Origin of the sequence: Streptomyces sp. NPDC001822 (genome assembly GCF_042892135.1) — a bacterium.
GTDB lineage: Bacteria > Actinomycetota > Actinomycetes > Streptomycetales > Streptomycetaceae > Streptomyces.
The window spans coordinates 237,707-255,558 of record NZ_JBIATW010000007.1 but is presented as its reverse complement, the minus strand read 5'-3'; the positions used below and the strand labels follow the sequence as shown (position 1 = coordinate 255,558).

Here is a 17,852-nt window from a genome sequence, read left to right as displayed (position 1 = left end):
TCTCGGTTGGGCGCATGGATGGTGTCGCCGTGCTGGTGGTACGTGGGGGCTGTGGGGCTCGTGGGGAGTCAGTGCGCACGGCGTACGACGAGGGCCGCGTTGAAGCCGCCGTGACCCCGGGCGAGGACCAGCGCGTGGCGCAGGTGCGCCTCGCGTGCCTCGGTGACCAGGTCCACGGTGTGGGCGGGTGCGGCGGCGGTGACGTTGGCCGTGGGCGGGATGACGCCGTCGCGCAGGGAGAGCAGGGCGGTGGCCACGTCGAGGGCGGCGCCCCCGGCGAGCAGCCGTCCCGTCATCGTCTTCGGTGCCGTGACGGGGACCCCGTGCGCGCCGAACAGCTCGGTGAGCGCCTGTGCTTCCGCCCGGTCGAGGTCGGGCACCCCGGAGGCGTCCGCGAAGACGACGTCGATGTCGCCGGCGGCGAGCCCCGCGTCGGCGAGGGCGTTCTCGGCGGCGCGGCGCAGGCCGGGCGGCCGTCCGCTGCCGGGTGCGGGGTCGAGGGTGGCGGCGTATCCGGCGATCTCGCCGTACACCTGGGCGGCGCCGCGGCCGCGGGCCGACTCGGCGTCCTCGACGAGGAGGATCGCGCCGCCCTCGCCGGGCACGTATCCGGCCGCGTCCTCGGAGAAGGGCAGATAGGCGCGGGCCGGGTCGTCGGCCGTGCTCATCAGGCCCGAGGCGATCTGCGGGACCCAGCCCCAGGGGCAGATGGCCGCGTCGACACCGCCGGAGATGACGGCCGGGAAGCCCTTGCGGATGTGGCGGCGGGCGTGGCCGAGGGAGTCGATGCCGCCGGCCTGTTCGGTGAGCAGGACGCCGCTGGGGCCGCGGAGCTTGTGCCGGATGGAGATCTGGCCGGTGTTGACGGCGTAGAACCAGGCGAAGGACTGGTAGGCGCTGACGTACTCCTTGCCCTTGCTCCACAGGTTCTGCAGTTCGCGCTGGCCGAACTCGACGGCTCCGCCGGAGGCGGCCGTGACCACGCCGATGCCGTAGTCGGGCATCTCGGTGGTGTCGATGCCCGCGTCGGCCAGTGCCCAGTCCGCCGCGGTCAGCGCCAGGCGCGTCATGTGGTCGGTCTGCGGCATGAGGCGGCTGGGGATGTGGTCCTCGGCGACGTAGTCGGAGACCTCACCCGCGATCCGGGAGGGGTACTGGGAGGCGTCGAAGCGGGTGACGGGTCCGAGGCCGGACTCGCCGGCCAGGGTGGCCTTCCAGTAGTCCTCGGTTCCCAGGCCGTTCGGGGCGGTGATGCCCAGGCCGGTCACCACTGCGGTGGTCATGGGGTGCTCCTCTCCGGGCGGGCCAGCACCATGGCGCTCTGGAATCCGCCGAAGCCGCTGCCGACGCTGAGGACCACGTCGGTCTGCTTCTCGCGGGCGGTCAGCGGGATGTAGTCGAGGTCCAGCTCGGGGTCGGGCTCATGGAGGTTCGCGGTGGGCGGCAGGACGCCGTGCTCCATCGCGAGGGCGCAGGCCGCGATCTCCAGGGAGCCGATGGCGCCCAGCGAGTGACCGATCATGGACTTGATGGAGCTGATCGGGGTGCGGTAGGCGTGCTCCCCGAGGCTGCGCTTGAAGGCACCGGTCTCGTGGCGGTCGTTCATCTTCGTGCCGGATCCGTGGGCGTTGATGTAGTCGACGGTGTCCGGTGCGAGGTGCGCTTCCGCCAGGGCGGCGTCGATGGCCTCGGCCATCTCCAGGCCCTCCGGCTTGAGGCCGGTCATGTGGTAGGCGTTGCAGCGGGAGGCGAACCCGGCGATCTCGGCGTAGATGTGGGCGCCGCGGCGGCGGGCGCTCTCCAGCTCCTCCAGGACCAGGATCGCCGCGCCCTCGCCGAGGACCAGGCCGCTGCGGGTCCGGTCGAAGGGCCGGCAGGAGCTCTCCGGGGTGTCGTTGCGCGGGGTGGTGGCGTGGATGGCGTCGAAGCAGGCCGAGGTGATCGGCGAGATCGGGGCCTCGGTGGCACCGGCGATCATGATGTCGGTGGTGCCCTCGCGGATGAGCTCGACGGCGTGCCCCAGTGAGTCCAGACCGGAGGTGCATCCGGTGGAGACGACCGCGGCGGGTCCCTCCGCGCCTGCCGCCAGGCCGACTTCGGCGGCGATGGAGCTGGGCACGAAGTGCCGGTACAGCTCGGGCACGGCGTATGCGTGGTCCACGTTCCACTTGCGGCCGCCGTCGCTGACGACCGCGTACTCGCGCTCCAGGCTGGTGGTGCAGCCGACCGCGCTGCCCACCGCGGTGCCGACCCGGCCGGGGTCGACGGCGGAGAGGTCGAGGCCGCTGTCGGCCAGGGCCTCACGGGTGGAGACCACCGCGAACTGCGAGGCCCGGTCGAGGCGCCGGATCTCCTGGTGGGAGAGGCCGGCGGCCAGGGCGTCGAAGTCGCACTCGGCGGCGACCTGCGAACGGAACGGCGAGGGGTCGTAGAAGCTGATCCTGCGGGTGGCGGTGCGACCCGCCGTCAGCAGGTCCCAGTACTCCTTGACACCGACCCCACCGGGGGCCACGACGCCCAGGCCGGTGATGGCGACTCTGCGCATGGTCTACCTGACCTTCGACGGGGCCGGATGCGGCTCTGCGCACCTGCCGGTTGGCACTGTGGGGGTCACTGTCGATCCCTTCGTCCATCTGACTGCTGAGCGTGTGACGGTGAGCGGGTGACGTGCCGGCCGCTCGGGCCGGTCCGCGCTGATCCGGGTCGGGACACCGGCGGCCGGGTCGGTTCGGGGTGTGAACTCCCCCGGCCGGCCGAACCGGTCGGCTGCCGGCTCGTAGCGGGCCGCCGTTTCCGGTGCAGCCATGGAACGTCCGTGCCCTAGACCGGGACTCGCGTGCTCGTGGACCTGCCGTATCGCACCGCTATGTGGGGATATTCCCGTGCTTACGGGACGGGATCTCGGCGTGCTTCGCCCGCAGCATGGCCAGGGAGCGGATCAGGGTCCGCCGGGTGTCACCGGGGTCGATGACGTCGTCCACGAGGCCCCGCTCGGCCGCGTAGTACGGGTGCATGAGCTCCGTCCTGTACTCGTCGATGCGCTGCGCCCGCACCGCCTCAGGATCGGCCGAGGCGGCGATCTCGCGGCGGAAGATGACGTTGGCGGCGCCCTCCGCGCCCATCACGGCGATCTCGTTGGTGGGCCAGGCGAAGGCCAGGTCGGCGCCGATGGAGCGGGAGTCCATGACGATGTACGCGCCGCCGTAGGCCTTGCGCAGGACGAGGGAGATCCGCGGGACGGTCGCGTTGCAGTAGGCGTACAGGAGCTTGGCCCCGTGCCGGATGATGCCGTTGTGCTCCTGGTCGACGCCGGGCAGGAAGCCGGGTACGTCGACGAGGGTGACCAGCGGGATGTTGAACGAGTCGCACGTCGAGACGAAGCGGGCGGCCTTCTCGCTGGCGTGGATGTCCAGGACCCCGGCGAGGGCCGCGGGCTGGTTGGCGACGATGCCGACCGGGTGGCCGTCGAGGCGGGCCAGCGCGCACACGATGTTGGGGGCCCACGCCTCGTGGACCTCGAAGGTCTCGCCGTCGTCGACGATCTCCCGGATCACCGCACGGACGTCGTAACTGCGCCCGGGGTCGGCCGGCACCAGGTCGGCGAGGGCGTCGGTGCGGCGGTCGGCGGGGTCGTCCGACGGGACGGCCGGGGGCATTTCGCGGTTGTTCGACGGCAGGAGCGCGATGAGGTAGCGCACGTCCTCCAGGCAGGTCTCCTCGTCGTCGTACGCGAAGTGGCTGACGCCGGAGACGCTCGCGTGCACGTCGGCACCGCCGAGGCCGTTGTGGGTGATCCGCTCGCCGGTGACCGCCTGCACGACGTCGGGGCCGGTGATGAACATCTGGGCCGACTCGCGGACCATGAAGACGTAGTCGGTGAGCGCCGGTGAGTACGCCGCGCCGCCCGCGCACGGGCCGAGCATCACGCTGATCTGGGGGATGACGCCGGAGGCGGCGACGTTGCGGCGGAAGATGCCGCCGTAGCCCGCGAGGGCGGTGACGCCCTCCTGGATCCGCGCGCCCGCCCCGTCGTTGAGGCTGACCAGCGGGGCGCCGGCGGCTTCGGCGAGGTCCATGACCTTGTGCACCTTCGCGGCGTGCGCCTCCCCGAGCGCGCCCGCGAAGACCCGGAAGTCGTGTGCGTAGGCGAAGACCGTGCGGCCGTGGACGAGGCCCCAGCCGATCACGACACCGTCGCCGTGCGGTTTGCGCGCCTCCAGGCCGAAGCCGGAGGCCCGGTGCCTGCGCAGCGGCTCGATCTCGGTGAACGTGTCCTCGTCGAAGAGGAGTCCGAGCCGCTCGTGGGCGGTGAGCTTGTTCTTCTCGTGCTGTCGCCGGGTGGCCGCCGGATCGGGTCCGCGGCTCACCTCCTCCTTCAGCCGGCGCAGTTCGGCGGCGGCTCGTCGCAGGTCGGGGGCGGCCGGAGCGACCGTCAGGTCGTCGAGGATCGTCATTGGCCGAACGTAGGAACGCTGCCTGGAGAAGTACTGGAGAGCCTGTGGGAGGGCGGGGTGCACCGCGGCCCCACAGGCTCAGCCGGAGGCCGGGACCGGGAGGTCGAGAGCCGGGTCGGCGGAGAGAACGGCCTGGTGGAGGCGCTGGAGACGGGCCGAGGGCTCCAGGCCGAGCTCGTCGACCAGGGTCACGCGCAGCCTCTGGTAGGCCTCGAGGGCACGCCAGGCGCCGCCCGAGCGGTGGAGCGCGGTCATCAGCTGGGCACAGAAGTTCTCGTGCATGGGGTGCCTGGCGACCAGCACCCGCAGTTCGGGCACGATCTCCGTGTGCCGGCCGAGTATGAGGTCGGCGTCGATGCGGCGCTCCAGAGCCGCCATCCGGTCCTCCTCCATGCGGAGGACCTCCAGCTCCAGCACGGTCCCGATGCGTACGTCGACGAGGGCGGAACCCTTCCACATCGCCAGGGCCCGTCCGAGGAGTCCGGAGGCCGCGTGATGGTCGCCGGCCTCGTGCGCGGCCCGGCCGGAGGCGGCGAGCCGGCCGAACTCGTGGGAGTCGACCTGGCCGGGCTGCACCTGGAGCAGGTAGCCGCCGTGCTGGGTGACCAGGACGTCCTTGGCCTGGCGCGCCGGGTCCCCGTCGAGCGCGGCCGCGATCTTGCGGCGGAGCTGGAGGATGTAGGTCTGCAGCGTGGTGGCCGCGCTGCGCGGGATGTCCTCGCCCCAGATCTCCTCCATGAGCGTCGCGACGGTGACGACGCGGTCGGACTGCAGGGCGAGCAGGGACAGGATCTGGCGGGGCTTGGCCGCGGTGGGCACGACGGACACACCGTTCTCACGGGCTGTCAGCGGTCCCAGGACTTTGATCTCCATGATGGCGCCCTCCCTTTCGTGCGCTCGGCGGCCGGCCCGACGGCGGGCCGGCACGGGCAGCGGAGTCTGGAGCGAGCCTGGCACCTGCGGCGATGGAGTCCCAGTGAGGTGGTCACGTGGGCGCACATGAAAATGTCATGCCCCGGTGGTGACACCGGCACTGTGCCGTGCGACTCGGTGGGACGCAGAATCCTGGCACTCGGCAAACCGCCGGGGGAACGCCGGAACACACGTCCGTGACACGGACACCGGAGGGGGAACTCCATGAGCACCACCCTGCACGACGCACCGGCCCACGTGATGGTCCAGCCGTCGTCCGACCACCGCCTCGCCCTGCTGACGGCCCGTGCGGGCCTGGAGCCCGAGCTCGCCCAGCGCTACACGAGCGACCCGGTGTCCGTGCTGGCCGAGTTCGGCCTCACGGCGACGGAGCCGGTGTACGGGGACGTGTCGGGACACGACGCGTACAAGCTCGGCACACCCGGCCAGGGCCGCGGCCTGGTGATCGACCACCTGGACCGGCCGGGGAACGCCACGCTCTACGGGTGCTACAGCGGCATGGCGCCGCTTCCCGGGGAAGAGGCCGGGACGGCCCTTGCATGACCGGAACCGGGGGGACGGGCAGCGAGCTGCCCGTGGGGTTCAAGAGGCACCTGCGGGTGGAGGCGATCGAGGGGGACGCCGTCTACCTGCTGTCGGAGCAGGGCACGACCGCCCTGCAGGGCCGTGAGGTTCAGGAGCTCGCGGCCCTGCTGGACGGCACCAGGACCCTGTCCGACGTGCTGCGGGACGCGGCGGCGACACTGCCGCCGGCGACCGCGGCCGGCATGATCGCGGAACTGGCCCGTGCCGATCTCATCGGCTACCACGACCCGGCCGCGGACGTCTCGACCGAGGCGTACTGGGAGTTCGCCGGCATCGACGGTGCGAGCGCCTCCGCGTCGTTCCGCACGACGCCGGTGGAGCTCGTCATCCTCGGCCGCGCGGATCCCGCCGCCGCGCGGGCCGAGTGCGTGGCGGCGGGGCTCCGGGTGACGGAGCCGGGCCGGGGGGAGACGGCCGCGCTGTCGCTCGTCCTCGTCGACGACTACCTGGACCCGCGGCTGGCCGAGGTCGACGCGGCGCACCGGGCCGCCGGCCGGACCTGGCTGCCGGCCAAGCCGAGCGGTGCGGAGACCTGGGTGGGGCCGGTGTTCGGCACCCCTGACACCGCGTGCTGGGAGTGTCTGGCCCACCGCCTGCGCGGCCACCGCACCTCGCGGGCGCCGGTGCTCCACGCCCTCGGCCTCGCCGGGACCGTCCAGGTCCCGGAGGTCTCCTTCGCCCCGGTGCGGGCGCTGGGGCTGCACACCGCCGTGCTGGAGGCCGCGAAGTGGGTGGCCGGCATGCGCTACGAAGGCCAGCGGGCCCTCTGCCGGCTCGACACCCGCACCCTGCACATCGAGCGCCACCGGGTGGACCGCCGCCCGCAGTGCGGGGTGTGCGGGGACCCGGGGCTCGTCGCGGACCGTGTACGAAGACCCTTCCGCCTCGGGTCCAGTCCGAAGACGCACACCGTGGGGGGCAACCACCGTGCGCAGAGCGCGGAGACGGTCCTCGCCCGCTACCGCCACCTGGCGGATCCGGTCACCGGGATCGTGTCCGGGCTGCGCCCGGCGCCCGACTCCCCGGACGGCCTGAACCGGTACGTCGCCGGGCGCAACATGGCCCTGGGCGACAGCCGTTCGCTCGCGGGGCTGCGCGGTGGGCTGCGGGGGCAGAGCGGGGGCAAGGGGACGACTCCGCAGGAGGCCGAGGTGGGCGCGCTGTGCGAGGCGCTGGAACGTTACTGCGGCACGCGCCAGGGCGACGAGCCCACCGTGCGCGGCACGCTCGCGGAGCTCGGTGACGCGGCGATCCACCCCAACCTCTGCCAGCTGTTCGCGGACCGGCAGTTCCGGGACCGCGCGAGCTGGAACGCCGGGCAGTCCCGCTTCCAGCAGGTACCGCCGCCCTTCGACCCCCAGGCCCCGTGCGACTGGACCCCGGTGTGGTCGCTCACCTCCGGGACCCGGAGGCTGCTGCCCACCTCGATGCTCTACTTCGGCGCGGGGCCGGGCGGCGTGCCGGCCGCCCCGTGGGCCGACTCCAACGGGAACGCGGCGGGCAGCAGCCCCGAGGACGCCGTCGTGCAGGGCTTCCTGGAACTGGTGGAACGGGACGCGGTGGCCCTGTGGTGGTACAACCGGACCCGGCAGCCGGCCGTGGACCTCGACGCGTTCGACGAACCGTGGCTGGCCCGGACCCGGCAGGCGTACGCGCGGCTCGGCCGTGACCTGTGGGTGCTCGACCTCACCGCGGACCTCGGAATTCCGGTCATGGTGGCGCTCTCGCGGTGCACCCGGGGACCGGCCCAGGGCATCTCCTTCGGATTCGGGGCCCATTTCGATCCCCGGCTCGCATTGCGCCGCGCGGTGACGGAGATGGCCCAACTGCTGCCGCCCGGAGGGGAATCCCTTCAGGCGCGTTCCATGGACCGTCATCTGTCCGCATGGTGGCGTGAAGCCACCGTGAATAATCAGCCATACCTCTGCGCGGATCCAGCCGAAACCGCGCGTACTCCCGCTTCCTGGCCGTATGTCGCGAGACCGGATCTGCGGGAGGACGTGGAGTGGGCCGAAATCCTCGTGCGGAACCAGGGGATGGAGATGCTGATTCTGGATCAAACCCGCCCCGACGTGGGACTTCCCGTAGCGAAGGTGATCATTCCGGGGATGCGGCACTTCTGGGCCCGATTCGCCCCGGGCCGCTTGTTCGACATCCCGGTGAAACTCGGACGCCTCGAAAGGGCCGTCCGGTACGAAGAATTGAACCCCGTACCGCTGTTCGTCTGAATCCGGCTACTGCCTGCGTCCGCTGGCTCACGGACAAGCGAAGACATAGCATGCGTCCGCCACTGTTGGTCCTTGGCGAGGAGGCGGCCATGCCGACGAGGAACATCGCTCCGTTCTCACCCCGGTCACAGGCGCCCGCGCCCAGGCTGGCCCGCGCGGTCATCGTCGTCGCCCTGCTCTGTTACAGCGCGATGACCGTGCTCAATGTCGTCCGGACGCGCCCGCCCACCGGGCAGCTGGTCGTCTGCGTCGGGCTGGTCCTGGCCGTGTTCGGCGTGCAGTTCGCGGTCTCGTCGCCGCAAGCCCGCCGGTGGCCGACCGGCCGGAAAGCGCTTGTCCTTTCTGTACAAGTGGTCCTCACCTTCGCGCCGCTCGTCTGGTTCGGCACCAACTGGGGAAGCATGGAGGGTCCGCTCGCGGCGTCGCTGCTGCTGACCCTCCCCGCCCGCTACGCCTGGCCGAGCTACGGACTGCTGATCGCCTTCATCCCGGTCTACAACGTGCTGGCCGGGGCGACCGTCGACCTGGTCCTGTACTTCACGATCGCCGGCATCCTCACCGGTCTCGTCATCTACGGCCTGACCCGCCTGACGGACCTCGTGCACGAGGTGCACGCCACCCGGGAGGAACTCGCCCGGATGGCGGTGACGCAGGAGCGGCTGAGGTTCGCCCGGGACCTGCACGACCTGCTCGGTTACAGCCTTTCCGCGATCACGCTCAAGGGGGAGCTGATCCAGCGGCTCATCGTCAGCCGTCCCGACAAGGCGCGCGAGGAGACGCTCTCGGTGCTGCGGGTGGCACGCCAGGCGCTGGCCGACGTACGGCTGGTGTCCAGCGGCTACCGGGACATGTCACTGGCCGAGGAGGCGGAGTCCGCGGGGGCGGTGCTCTCGGCCGCCGACATCCGCGCCGATGTCCGGGTCGAGTGCGGGCGGCTCCATCCGGTCGTCGACACCGTGCTCGCCACGGCGCTGCGTGAGGGGGTGACCAACATCCTGCGGCACAGCGGGGTCCGCGTCTGCACGATCACGGCGTCCGTGGAGGAAGAAACGGTCCGTCTCGGACTGACGAACGACCATCCGAACGCAGCGGCCGACGCTTTCTCCGCACGGTCCGGCGGAAGCGGACTGGACAACCTGCGCTGCCGGTTCGACGCCATAGGCGGCGGCCTCGACGCGGGGCTGCGGGGGGACGGACGGTTCCATCTGGAGGTCTGGGCGCCGTTGCAGCCGCGCAACCAGGAGGACGAGCCGCTGATCCTCGCGCCGGCGGCCGCAGAGAGAACCGCCGTGGCCTGACCACACCATCTGACCGGGGGTAATGATGCTGGATGTGAGAATCCTCCTAGCCGAGGATGTCCACATGATCCGTGGCGCGCTCGTGGCGCTGCTCCAGCTGGAGCCGGATCTGCACGTCGTCGCGGCCGTGGACCGCGGCGACACGATCGTGCCGACGGCGCTCGTGTCCAAACCGGACGTGGCCGTGATCGACGTCGATCTCCCCGGCATCGACGGGCTCACGGCGGCAGCCGAGCTCCATGAACAACTGCCCAGCTGCCGCACGCTGATCCTCACGAGCCTCGGACGGCCCGGAACACTGCGCCGCGCCCTGTCGGCCCACGTCTCGGGCTTCCTGCTCAAGGACTCACCACCGGACCAGCTCGCGCTGGCCGTGCGGTCGGTGGCGACCGGCCGCCGGGTCGTGGATCCACAACTCGCCCTGACTGCCTGGGACTCACCGGAGAACCCGCTGTCACCCCGCGAGCTGGAGGTGCTACGGCTCGCCGCCCGCGGCGCCGACGCCGCCGAGATCGCCGGCTGTCTCTACCTGTCCAAGGGCACGGTCCGCAACTATCTGACGGCGATCGTCGGCAAGCTCGGAGCCCGCAACCGCATCGACGCGATACGCATCGCGGAGGACGCCGGCTGGCTGCCGTGAGGCCGGCGGGGCCGGGCGTCCGGCGCCGGGTGCGCCCATCAGGGCGTCGAGCATGCCGGCGTCCAGGGTGGTGCCGACCGACAGGTCCGACAGTTCGCCGAAGCCGGTGTCGCACACCGCCGCGCTGACGACGTAGCCCTCCCCCGCCGGACGGGTGACGAACTGCCACTCCCCTCCGGGCACGGGCGACCCGTCCGGGCGCACCAGCCGGCTGGACTCTCCGTCCAGGGCGAAGCCGAACTCGGTGAACCGGAAGCGCAGCCCCTGACCGAGGGCCTTGCTGTACGCCTCCTTGAGGGTCCAGAGCCGCACCATCGTGTCGTTGCGGGCCTCTTCACCGCCGGCGTCCAGCCGCTCCTTCTCGTACGGGGTGCACGCCTGGCGTTCGGAGCCGGTGTGGGCGAGCCGCCGGTCCGCCCGCTCCACGTCCACACCGATGCGGCCCCTGCGGGTGAGGCCGACGACCATCATCTCCTCGGTGTGGCTGAGGCTGACATCGATCTGGTCGCAGCCGCGCACGTACGGCCGCCCGCCCGGCTGGTACGCCAGGTCGACCAGGTCCGGGGCGGTCCGCAGCGCGGCCGCCGCGGTCTGCCGCAGGAACAGCCGGGAGGCGACGAACCGCTCGCGGATGCGCGGCTGGGTGATCGTCTCGTAGCGGCGCCAGTCACGGCCGAGCCGCCGGCGCAGGTCCGACTCGGTGCCGCCGCGCGGCTGCCAGGCGGGCATCGTCGCGTACAGCACGACGCTGCCGGTGCGGGACAGCTCCTCGTGGAGTCCCTCCCAGGGGCCGTCCGGGCCCTCGGCGAACAGCAGGCGTCCCACCCGCCCACGCATCTCAGGCTCCGGACAGGGCCGCGGCCAGCGGCCCTGCGTCGAGGGCGGAGATCACCCCTGCCAGGTCCACGGCGTCGCTCGCCGGCCCCTGGCACACGGGCAGGCACACGGGACCGCGACGGCCGCCGCCCATCCGCCGCAAGTACGGCGTGAGGACGGCCTGCGGTCCGATCTCGACGACGTGCGTGGGCGTCTGCTGCGCGAGCAGGCTCCGCGCGGCGTCGGCGAACCGGACGGGGGCGGTGATCTGCTCGGTCCAGTACGGGGCGTGGAGCGGCTCGGTGGCCAGCCGGCCGTAGACCGTCGAGTAGAACGGCACCCGGGCGGCTCCCCCGGGCATCCGCCGGACGATCGCCTCGAACTTGGCGACGACCGGGGCCATCAGCGGCGAGTGGAAGGCGTGCGACACGGCGAGGTGCCGGCAGGGCACGCCGCGCTCCTCCAGCCGGGCCTCGATGCGCTCCAGCGCCGCCTTGTCGCCCGAGAGCACGACGGCTTTCGCCGCGTTGATGGCGCTGATGCCCACCTCCGGTTCGGCCGCGACCAGTTCGGCGGCCTCGTAGGGGGTCACGCAGGTGGCCATCATGCCGCCGCCGGGCGGCAGGTACTGCATGAAGGCGCCCCGCATGGACACCAGTTTCGCCGCGTCGGCCAGGGTGAGCGCACCGGCGACCGTCGCCGCCGCGAACTCGCCGATGCCGTGGCCGAGGACGGCCACCGGGTGCACGCCGGCCTCCTCCAGGGTCCGGGCGAGGGCGTACTCGACGGCGAACAGGGCGGGCTGGGTCATCGCGGTGCGGTGGATGCCCGGGTCGTCGGCGAGGATCGTCTTCACGACCGACTGCTTGGTCCACGGGGTGATCGCCGCGTCCGCCTCGTCCAGGAAGGCGCGGTAGCCGGTCGAGTTCAGGTAGAGCCCGGAGGTCATGCCCGGGTGCTGGGAGCCCTGGCCGGTGAAGACGAACGCGGCGCGGACCTTGCTGCCGCCCCGGTTCACGTCCCGCATGGCCAGGAAGTCCGCGAGCTGCCGGAGCGTCGGGTAGGCCCAGATGTCCTCGGGCTCGATCAGGGAGCCGAACTCCTCCTCGATGTCGCCGTAGAGGCTGAGGCCCGCCACCGAGTCGAGGCCCTCCTGGGCGAGCGACACGGTGTCGTCCACCGGCCGGCCGAGGTAATGGGCGACCCGCTCGGTGAGCCATTCGCGGTGGGCCACCGCGAAGTCGTCCTGTGCACGCGGGGGTTGGTCCTGCATGGGAGTGCTCCCTGTCTGGCTCTGGGGCGGGGGGCCGCCCGGGGTGGTGGTCAGGCGAGCGGCGAGCTGTAGAGGTCGTAACTGCGGCGGTTGTGCAGCCGGGCCATGGCCTCGTCCAGCACCAGCCGCTCGCAGTCCTCCGGACGGTCGGGCAGGGGGAGCCCGAGCCGTCTGACGAGCCGGTACAGCACCGCGGTCGCCCAGGCGGGGGACGCCAGGAAGGAGTCGGCGCGCCCGGCGTGCCGCTGCTCGCGCCACACCCCGAGCGCGGCCGCCCCCGCGAGCACGAGGGTGTAGCGGTCGGCGAGGCCGAAGCTGTACGGACTCGACAGCGCTTCCCGGTCGCCCTCGGGCACCTTCTCGAAGGCCTTCTTCAGCTCGACGAGTTCTCCGGTGAGCGCCCTGGCCAGGAAGCGCAGCGCCGGGCCGCCGTCCCCCTCCCCGCCCTGCCCGCCTGCGGATTCGAGGAGGTCGGTGCAGGCGACCAGGGTCGCGGCGAGCGGGTCGCCGTCGCCGAGCAGGGCCGGCTGGGACAGGTCCAGCGGCGGCAGCGGCTCGTGCGGGCGGAACAGCGAGGGGGGCGGTTCGGGGTCGGCGAACCAGGCGTGCCGGGCGAAGTAGGGCAGCTGGGGCAGGATGCTGACCTGCCGGCCGGCGCTGCCCGCGTGCCCCAGCGAGGTCACCGGCAGGTCCCGCCGCTGCTTCTGGAACATGCCGTACGCCCCGTCCTGGGCGAACGTCTCCTCGCCCAGGACCGAGGACATCTCGTCCATGCTCTCGGCCACGAGTTTGGGCGCCAGGTAGGCGGCGGCCGCCGCGTAGGCGCTCATCTGGCGGGGCAGCAGGTGCAGCGCCCTGGTGGCCACCAGGGCGCTGCAGTCGATGACCAGCAGGTCCAGGAAGCCGCCGGTGATCACGTCGCGCACGTGCTGCACGTCCAGCGAGGAGCGGCCGTCGGCGCGGACGCGGTTCGCGAAGCGTGCGACGGTGCGCAGCGCGGTGTCCGCTCCGGCGAGCACGATGGACGGGATCAGCCCGCGGATGAGGAGGGAGGAGCGCAGGGACAGCTCGTAGCCGTCGCCGACGGCGCCCAGCACCGCCGTGGCCGGCACCGGGCACTCGCTGATCCGCAGACCGCCGAACTCGGCGCTGCGCATTCCGGTGGTGGTGCGCCGTGCCAGGTCCTCGACCCGCTCGGCGGGCAGCTCGTCCCGGTCGAGCAGCAGGACCGTGTGGCTGCGGCCGCGCTCCGCGCCCTCGGTGCGGGCGAAGATGACCAGGCCGGTGGCGCGGGACGCGTTGGCGATGGCGGACTTGCTGCCGTCGAGGACCATCCCGCCGGGGACCGGGCGCGCGGTGAACTCGTCGCGCACGAAGTCGTTTCCGTGCGCGACCTCGTGCCGGGCGACGGCGACGCGGCGGCCGTCCAGGAGCAGCCGGGCGGCGTGCCCGCGCTGGTCCGGGTCGCCCGCGGTCCACACGGGGGCCGTGGCGAAGAAGCAGTTGAGTCCGTAGCCGAAGCCGAGGGAGGCGTCCCGCCGGAAGACGGGACGCAGGAGCCGGCCGAGCACGTCCATGCGCTCCAGCCGGCCACCGAGGTCCGCGGGGACGAATTCGGCGTTGAGGTCGAAGTCGTCCAGCACCCGTTCGGCCTCGGGCAGTACCTCTCCCGCCGCGTCGGCGGCGAGCAGCCCGGCCGTGCCGAGCGGGTTGGCGGTGTCGTCGAGGGGGCCGAACGCCTGCTCCAGGGCGTCGATCCGCTCCTCCGATGTGGTCATCGCTGCCTCCCCGACGCGAGCAGTTCCTCGATCTCGGGCTCGATGCGCTGGTGCAGCGGGGTCAGTTCCCCCCGCAGGAACAGCCGCCGCATGGCGGCCCGTTCGACCTTGCCGCTGGTCGTGCGGCGCACCGTGCCGGGGCGGACGAGCAGGACGGCGGAGGTCCGGATCTCGTACTCCTCGCCCAGCCGTCGCTGGACCGCGGTCGCGAGGGCCGCCAGGTCGACGTCGTAGCGGCTGCGGGCGCGGAGTTCCTGGACGATGACCACGCGTTCGCGCTCGCCGGCCACCGCGAAGGCGGTGGCCGCGCCGAAGAGGCCGCTGACCTGCTGGACGGTGCGTTCGAGGTCTTGTGGGTAGAGGTTGCGTCCGGCGACGACGATCATGTCCTTGAGCCGTCCGGTGACATGGAGCAGGCCCTCGCTCAGCGTCCCGAGGTCACCGGTGCGCAGGTACCCGCCGCCGCCGCCCTCGATACGGCGGTCGAAGGTCTCCGCGGTCTCCGCGGGGCGGGCCCAGTAGCCGGGTCCGACGCTCTCGCCGCGGACCCAGATCTCGCCGATCCGGCCGTCGGGCAGGGCCCGGCAGGTCTCCGGGTCGACGATGCGCAGCTCCGCCGAGGCCGCGGGCCCGCAGTGCGCGAGCGTCCGGGACCGTCCCGCGGGCGCGGTGAGCACACCGGTCTCCAGCGCGGCGGCGTCGACGGTGCGGGTGGCCGCGCCCGGGGCGGTGGGGGTGCCGGAGACGAGGAGGGTCGCCTCGGCCAGCCCGTAGCAGGGCGTGAGCGCGCCGGGGCGGAGTCCCGCGGGGGCGAAGCGCTCGGCGAACTCCGAGAGGACGTGGGGGGTGACGGGTTCCCCTCCGTCGACGGCGACCTCCCAGTGGGACAGGTCCAGGCCCGCGAGCTGGGAGTCGTTGATCCGGCGCACGCAGAGTTCGTACGCGAAGTCGGGTGCCCCGCTGACGGTCAGCCCGTAGCGGGAGACGGTCTCCAGCCAGTTCGCGGGCCGCTTGACGAAGGAGCCCGGGGTCATGAGCACGGAGGTGCCGCCGAGCCAGAGGGCGTGCAGCAGCTGGCCGACCAGGCCCATGTCGTGGTGGAGGGGGAGCCAGCCGCCCATCCGGACACCGGGCCGGGTGCCGAGCGCGTCGGCGATGGCCCGCTGGTTGGCGAGCAGACTCCGGTGGGTGACGACGACTCCGCGCGGATCACGGGTGGAGCCGGAGGTGTACTGCAGGTACGCCACGGTGTCCGGGGTGGCCGCGAAGGGCTCGCCCGGGGTGCCGGGGGCGGTCGCGGCGGGACCGTCGGCGGGCAGGCAGACGACGTGGCCGTGGCCGGTGCGCGCGAGCAGCTGGGAGACCTCGGCCGCCTCCTCGGCGGAGGTGAGGACGCATGCCGCCGCGCAGTCCTTGACGATGCCCGCGATCCGGTCGTCGTGGTGGCCCCGGCCGCCGGGCGGGGCGACGGGGACGGCGATCGCCCCGGCGTACAGGCAGGCCAGGAAACCGGTGGTGAACAGTTCGCGGGAGCGGTGCGCGATCAGCACCCGCTCCCCCGGCTGGACGTGTCCGCGCAGCGTGGCGGCCAGCGTGCGGGCGGCGCGGTCGAGTTCGCCGTACGTGACGCTCCGGGGCCGCAGACCGCCCTCCCGGTCGGTGAGGAGGATGAGCGCCTCCCGGTCCGGCGTGCCGGCGGCCTGGGCCTGGATGTGTTCCGTAAAAGTCTGGTGACCGTTCACGCCTCCCCCTCCCATGTCGTGGCTCCGTCAAGAACGGGCCGCGACGGGCTCTGCTGTCGGCAAGGCGGGGGTGTGCCCCTGAGGATTCCCCGGCCTCGCCCCCGGATGTGCGGCGAACCGCCCTTCACGGCGCGGTCCAGGTGACCGCGGGCCGGTGGCCGCCGCGCTTGACGGTCCATCCCGCGTAGGCCGCCCTGGTCTCCTCGTCCGGTTCCCCGGAGCGCCGGGCCAGTGCGAGGAGCACGGCCGTGACGGCCGCCAGCTCCGCCTCGTCGGGCCGGCCGCGGACCACGGTGATACGCATCGGATTCGCCATGCCGACAGAGTGCGCGCGTCCGCTCGAAGCGGGCTCGCGTCCGGGACGCGCCGGAGCCGAGGGCCGGGTCCCGCACGGCCCGGTGGGCCGGGCGGGGCCCGCGGCCCTCGGCTCCGGTGGTGCCGGTGGTGCCGGTGGTGCCGGTGGTGCTGGACGGGGACGTCAGATCAGGACGCGCTCGTAGGCCACGTGCCGGGTCCGCTCCTCGACGACGTCCGCCGTCCGCCGCACCTGCTCGGCGAGCGCGCGGCGGCCGTCGTCGGCCAGGGCGCGTTCGCAGTCCTCGGAGTCCTGCCACCACTGCAGCCCGGTGTACACGTCGGGGCGGAGTGTGGAGCGCAGCAGGTCGCTCCCGCCGTAGCCGCCGAGCCGGGCGAAGTGCTCGCCCGACTCGGCGAAGTACCGCTCGAAGACCGCACGGTCGCCGAAGACCCTGGCCCGGGTCAGCAGGACGTTCGCGGACCCGACCACGGCGTCCGCCCTGAGCACCCGCGCCACGCTGACGGCCTGGTCCACCTCGGTGTCGACCAGCGGGCCGAGCTGTTTGACGTGGGCCTGGAAGGTGTCGTCGTGGACGGTGTCCAGGAAGCCTCTCGTGGTCCGCCAGTGGCCGAGGTGCACGTACACCTCCGGGCGCTCGACGAGCTGGACGGTGACGAGGAAGTCGAAGTCCTCGCGTCTGCGCAGGTACTGGGAATGGTCCCTGAACTCGCGCTCGAACCGTTCGGTGTCGCCCTTCACCTCGAACCGGTTGACCACCGTGAGAGGAGTGTCCTGACTACGACTGTGCACGCGCTTCCTCCGCGAACTGCTTGGCATGCTGCAAGGTGGTGGAACTGTTCGTGCCGAGGGACCTGCGCACCAGCGCCCGCGCCTCGGCGAGGGTGGCCTCGGGGCCGAGCGCGGTCCGCACGCCCTCGGGGTCCAGGGTCACGGTGTGCCAGGAGGTGGCCCTGACCGTGCCGTCCCCCAGCGACTCGATCACCCAGCGGCCGGTGTGGCCGGCCATGGCGACCGGGACGCGCATCTGCTTGTAGACGATGACGTCGCGGTCCTCGAAGCAGACCCGGACCGAGGTGGTGTTGTGGGTGGAGCCGTCCGGGCTGCGGGTGTCCATGTCCATGTGCTGGATGCCCGGTTCGTCCTCGGTGAGGTCGAGCCTGGCCACGTGCGGCAGGCGCTCGGGCCAGAGGTCGGCACGGTCCAGGAAGGCGTAGACGTCACCGGCGGCGCCGAAGACGGTCGCGGAGTCGCTGAAGGTGAAGTGGAGTTCCTCGCGGGCCTCGCCGAGTTCGGCGGTGTTCTTCAGTGCGAGGAGTTCGGCGCGGCTGTTCCCGTCGACCGCGGCCTCGATCAGTTCCTCGGCGGCCGGGTCGCCGTCCACGGCACGGTAGTCGTGCAGGAGCGTGACGCGCGTGGTGCCGTCCTCCAGCTCCTGGACGCGCCATTCGCCGCCCATGGAGGCGACGGGCGCGGCGGTGACGACCTGCCGGAAGGTGATGGTGCGGGCAACGGGGTCCAGAAGACGGCGGGACGTCCAGGTGCGGACCTTGTCGCCGGCGACGGCCCAGATGCGCAGGAGCTGGTCGCCGCCTTCGGCGGGGGCCTCCTCCAGCACCTCGACGTGCACGGTGGGCCCGAACACCTGGGGCCACTCGGTGACGTCGGCCACGAGCGCGTAGACGGCGGCGGCGGGCGCCGCCACGGTGATGGAGTGCTCCGTGACATGGAGTGCTTCGGTCTCGGACGTAGCGGTCGGCGCCACGGCAAACCTTCCCTTCGGACAGTC

The 17,852-nt window shown here is 72.6% G+C and carries 14 protein-coding genes and 1 pseudogene; 4 read left to right on the top strand and 11 right to left on the bottom strand.

Going from position 1 to position 17,852, the window contains the following annotated elements; translation table 11 throughout:
- Window positions 1-68: 68 nt before the first annotated feature.
- The 4 genes from ACFYY2_RS18890 to ACFYY2_RS18875 form a co-directional block, all read right to left on the bottom strand.
- On the bottom strand, window positions 69-1,283 hold the full coding sequence (locus tag ACFYY2_RS18890; RefSeq protein WP_388743993.1) for a ketosynthase chain-length factor: 1,215 nt from the start codon (window positions 1,281-1,283) through the stop codon (window positions 69-71).
- On the bottom strand, window positions 1,280-2,545 hold the full coding sequence (locus tag ACFYY2_RS18885) for a beta-ketoacyl-[acyl-carrier-protein] synthase family protein (protein ID WP_388743990.1): 1,266 nt from the start codon (window positions 2,543-2,545) through the stop codon (window positions 1,280-1,282). The genes ACFYY2_RS18890 and ACFYY2_RS18885 overlap by 4 nt, the downstream gene beginning before the upstream one ends.
- 319 nt (window positions 2,546-2,864) lie before the next feature.
- Window positions 2,865-4,454: an acyl-CoA carboxylase subunit beta gene (locus tag ACFYY2_RS18880; RefSeq protein WP_388743988.1), complete on the bottom strand. Its 1,590-nt coding sequence runs from the start codon at window positions 4,452-4,454 to the stop codon at window positions 2,865-2,867.
- A 78-nt stretch (window positions 4,455-4,532) separates the two neighbouring features.
- Window positions 4,533-5,327 carry a BTAD domain-containing putative transcriptional regulator gene (locus ACFYY2_RS18875; RefSeq protein WP_388743985.1) on the bottom strand — a complete coding sequence of 265 codons (795 nt, stop codon included), beginning with the start codon at window positions 5,325-5,327 and terminating at the stop codon, window positions 4,533-4,535.
- Between the two features lie 264 nt (window positions 5,328-5,591).
- On the opposite strand from ACFYY2_RS18875, the gene ACFYY2_RS18870 reads away from it, so the two are divergent.
- The 4 genes from ACFYY2_RS18870 to ACFYY2_RS18855 all read left to right on the top strand — a co-directional run bounded on the left by ACFYY2_RS18870 (window position 5,592) and on the right by ACFYY2_RS18855 (window position 10,138).
- A complete protein-coding gene (locus tag ACFYY2_RS18870; protein ID WP_388743982.1) occupies window positions 5,592-5,930 on the top strand; it encodes a hypothetical protein in 339 nt (112 codons plus the stop codon).
- Complete coding sequence (locus ACFYY2_RS18865) at window positions 5,927-8,200, top strand: TOMM precursor leader peptide-binding protein (RefSeq protein ID WP_388743978.1); 2,274 nt, start codon at window positions 5,927-5,929, stop codon at window positions 8,198-8,200. Before ACFYY2_RS18870 ends, ACFYY2_RS18865 begins: the two co-directional genes overlap by 4 nt.
- 89 nt (window positions 8,201-8,289) lie before the next feature.
- A complete protein-coding gene (locus ACFYY2_RS18860) occupies window positions 8,290-9,498 on the top strand; it encodes a sensor histidine kinase (protein ID WP_388743974.1) in 1,209 nt (402 codons plus the stop codon).
- 25 nt (window positions 9,499-9,523) lie between these two features.
- Entirely contained in the window at window positions 9,524-10,138 is a 615-nt protein-coding gene (locus tag ACFYY2_RS18855; protein ID WP_388744337.1) for a DNA-binding response regulator, read from the top strand.
- 138 nt (window positions 10,139-10,276) lie between these two features.
- On the opposite strand, the pseudogene ACFYY2_RS18850 reads toward ACFYY2_RS18855, so the two are convergent.
- From ACFYY2_RS18850 to ACFYY2_RS18820, 7 genes and pseudogenes are all read right to left on the bottom strand, one after another.
- A pseudogene (locus tag ACFYY2_RS18850) lies at window positions 10,277-10,606 on the bottom strand (4'-phosphopantetheinyl transferase family protein); the annotation flags it as partial.
- 370 nt (window positions 10,607-10,976) lie between these two features.
- Window positions 10,977-12,227: an acyltransferase domain-containing protein gene (locus ACFYY2_RS18845; RefSeq protein ID WP_388743970.1), complete on the bottom strand. Its 1,251-nt coding sequence runs from the start codon at window positions 12,225-12,227 to the stop codon at window positions 10,977-10,979.
- Window positions 12,228-12,277: 50 nt separating this feature from the next.
- A complete protein-coding gene (locus ACFYY2_RS18840; RefSeq protein WP_388743967.1) occupies window positions 12,278-14,005 on the bottom strand; it encodes an acyl-CoA dehydrogenase in 1,728 nt (575 codons plus the stop codon).
- Window positions 14,002-15,747, bottom strand: a complete 1,746-nt coding sequence (locus ACFYY2_RS18835) for a fatty acyl-AMP ligase (protein WP_388743964.1) — start codon at window positions 15,745-15,747, stop codon at window positions 14,002-14,004. Before ACFYY2_RS18835 ends, ACFYY2_RS18840 begins: the two co-directional genes overlap by 4 nt.
- A gap of 124 nt (window positions 15,748-15,871) precedes the next feature.
- On the bottom strand, window positions 15,872-16,063 hold the full coding sequence (locus tag ACFYY2_RS18830) for an acyl-CoA carboxylase subunit epsilon (RefSeq protein ID WP_388743959.1): 192 nt from the start codon (window positions 16,061-16,063) through the stop codon (window positions 15,872-15,874).
- A 162-nt stretch (window positions 16,064-16,225) separates the two neighbouring features.
- Window positions 16,226-16,855, bottom strand: a complete 630-nt coding sequence (locus ACFYY2_RS18825; RefSeq protein ID WP_388743956.1) for an antibiotic biosynthesis monooxygenase family protein — start codon at window positions 16,853-16,855, stop codon at window positions 16,226-16,228.
- A complete protein-coding gene (locus ACFYY2_RS18820; protein ID WP_388743953.1) occupies window positions 16,842-17,828 on the bottom strand; it encodes an aromatase/cyclase in 987 nt (328 codons plus the stop codon). Before ACFYY2_RS18820 ends, ACFYY2_RS18825 begins: the two co-directional genes overlap by 14 nt.
- Window positions 17,829-17,852: the final 24 nt, after the last annotated feature.

Coding starts and splice junctions, on each gene's coding strand:
- ACFYY2_RS18890 (WP_388743993.1), bottom strand. CDS start 1,283: ATGACCACCGCAGTGGTGACCGGCCTGGGCATCACCGCCCCGAACGGC.
- ACFYY2_RS18885 (WP_388743990.1), bottom strand. CDS start 2,545: ATGCGCAGAGTCGCCATCACCGGCCTGGGCGTCGTGGCCCCCGGTGGG.
- ACFYY2_RS18880 (WP_388743988.1), bottom strand. CDS start 4,454: ATGACGATCCTCGACGACCTGACGGTCGCTCCGGCCGCCCCCGACCTG.
- ACFYY2_RS18875 (WP_388743985.1), bottom strand. CDS start 5,327: ATGGAGATCAAAGTCCTGGGACCGCTGACAGCCCGTGAGAACGGTGTG.
- ACFYY2_RS18870 (WP_388743982.1), top strand. CDS start 5,592: ATGAGCACCACCCTGCACGACGCACCGGCCCACGTGATGGTCCAGCCG.
- ACFYY2_RS18865 (WP_388743978.1), top strand. CDS start 5,927: ATGACCGGAACCGGGGGGACGGGCAGCGAGCTGCCCGTGGGGTTCAAG.
- ACFYY2_RS18860 (WP_388743974.1), top strand. CDS start 8,290: ATGCCGACGAGGAACATCGCTCCGTTCTCACCCCGGTCACAGGCGCCC.
- ACFYY2_RS18855 (WP_388744337.1), top strand. CDS start 9,524: ATGCTGGATGTGAGAATCCTCCTAGCCGAGGATGTCCACATGATCCGT.
- ACFYY2_RS18845 (WP_388743970.1), bottom strand. CDS start 12,227: ATGCAGGACCAACCCCCGCGTGCACAGGACGACTTCGCGGTGGCCCAC.
- ACFYY2_RS18840 (WP_388743967.1), bottom strand. CDS start 14,005: ATGACCACATCGGAGGAGCGGATCGACGCCCTGGAGCAGGCGTTCGGC.
- ACFYY2_RS18830 (WP_388743959.1), bottom strand. CDS start 16,063: ATGGCGAATCCGATGCGTATCACCGTGGTCCGCGGCCGGCCCGACGAG.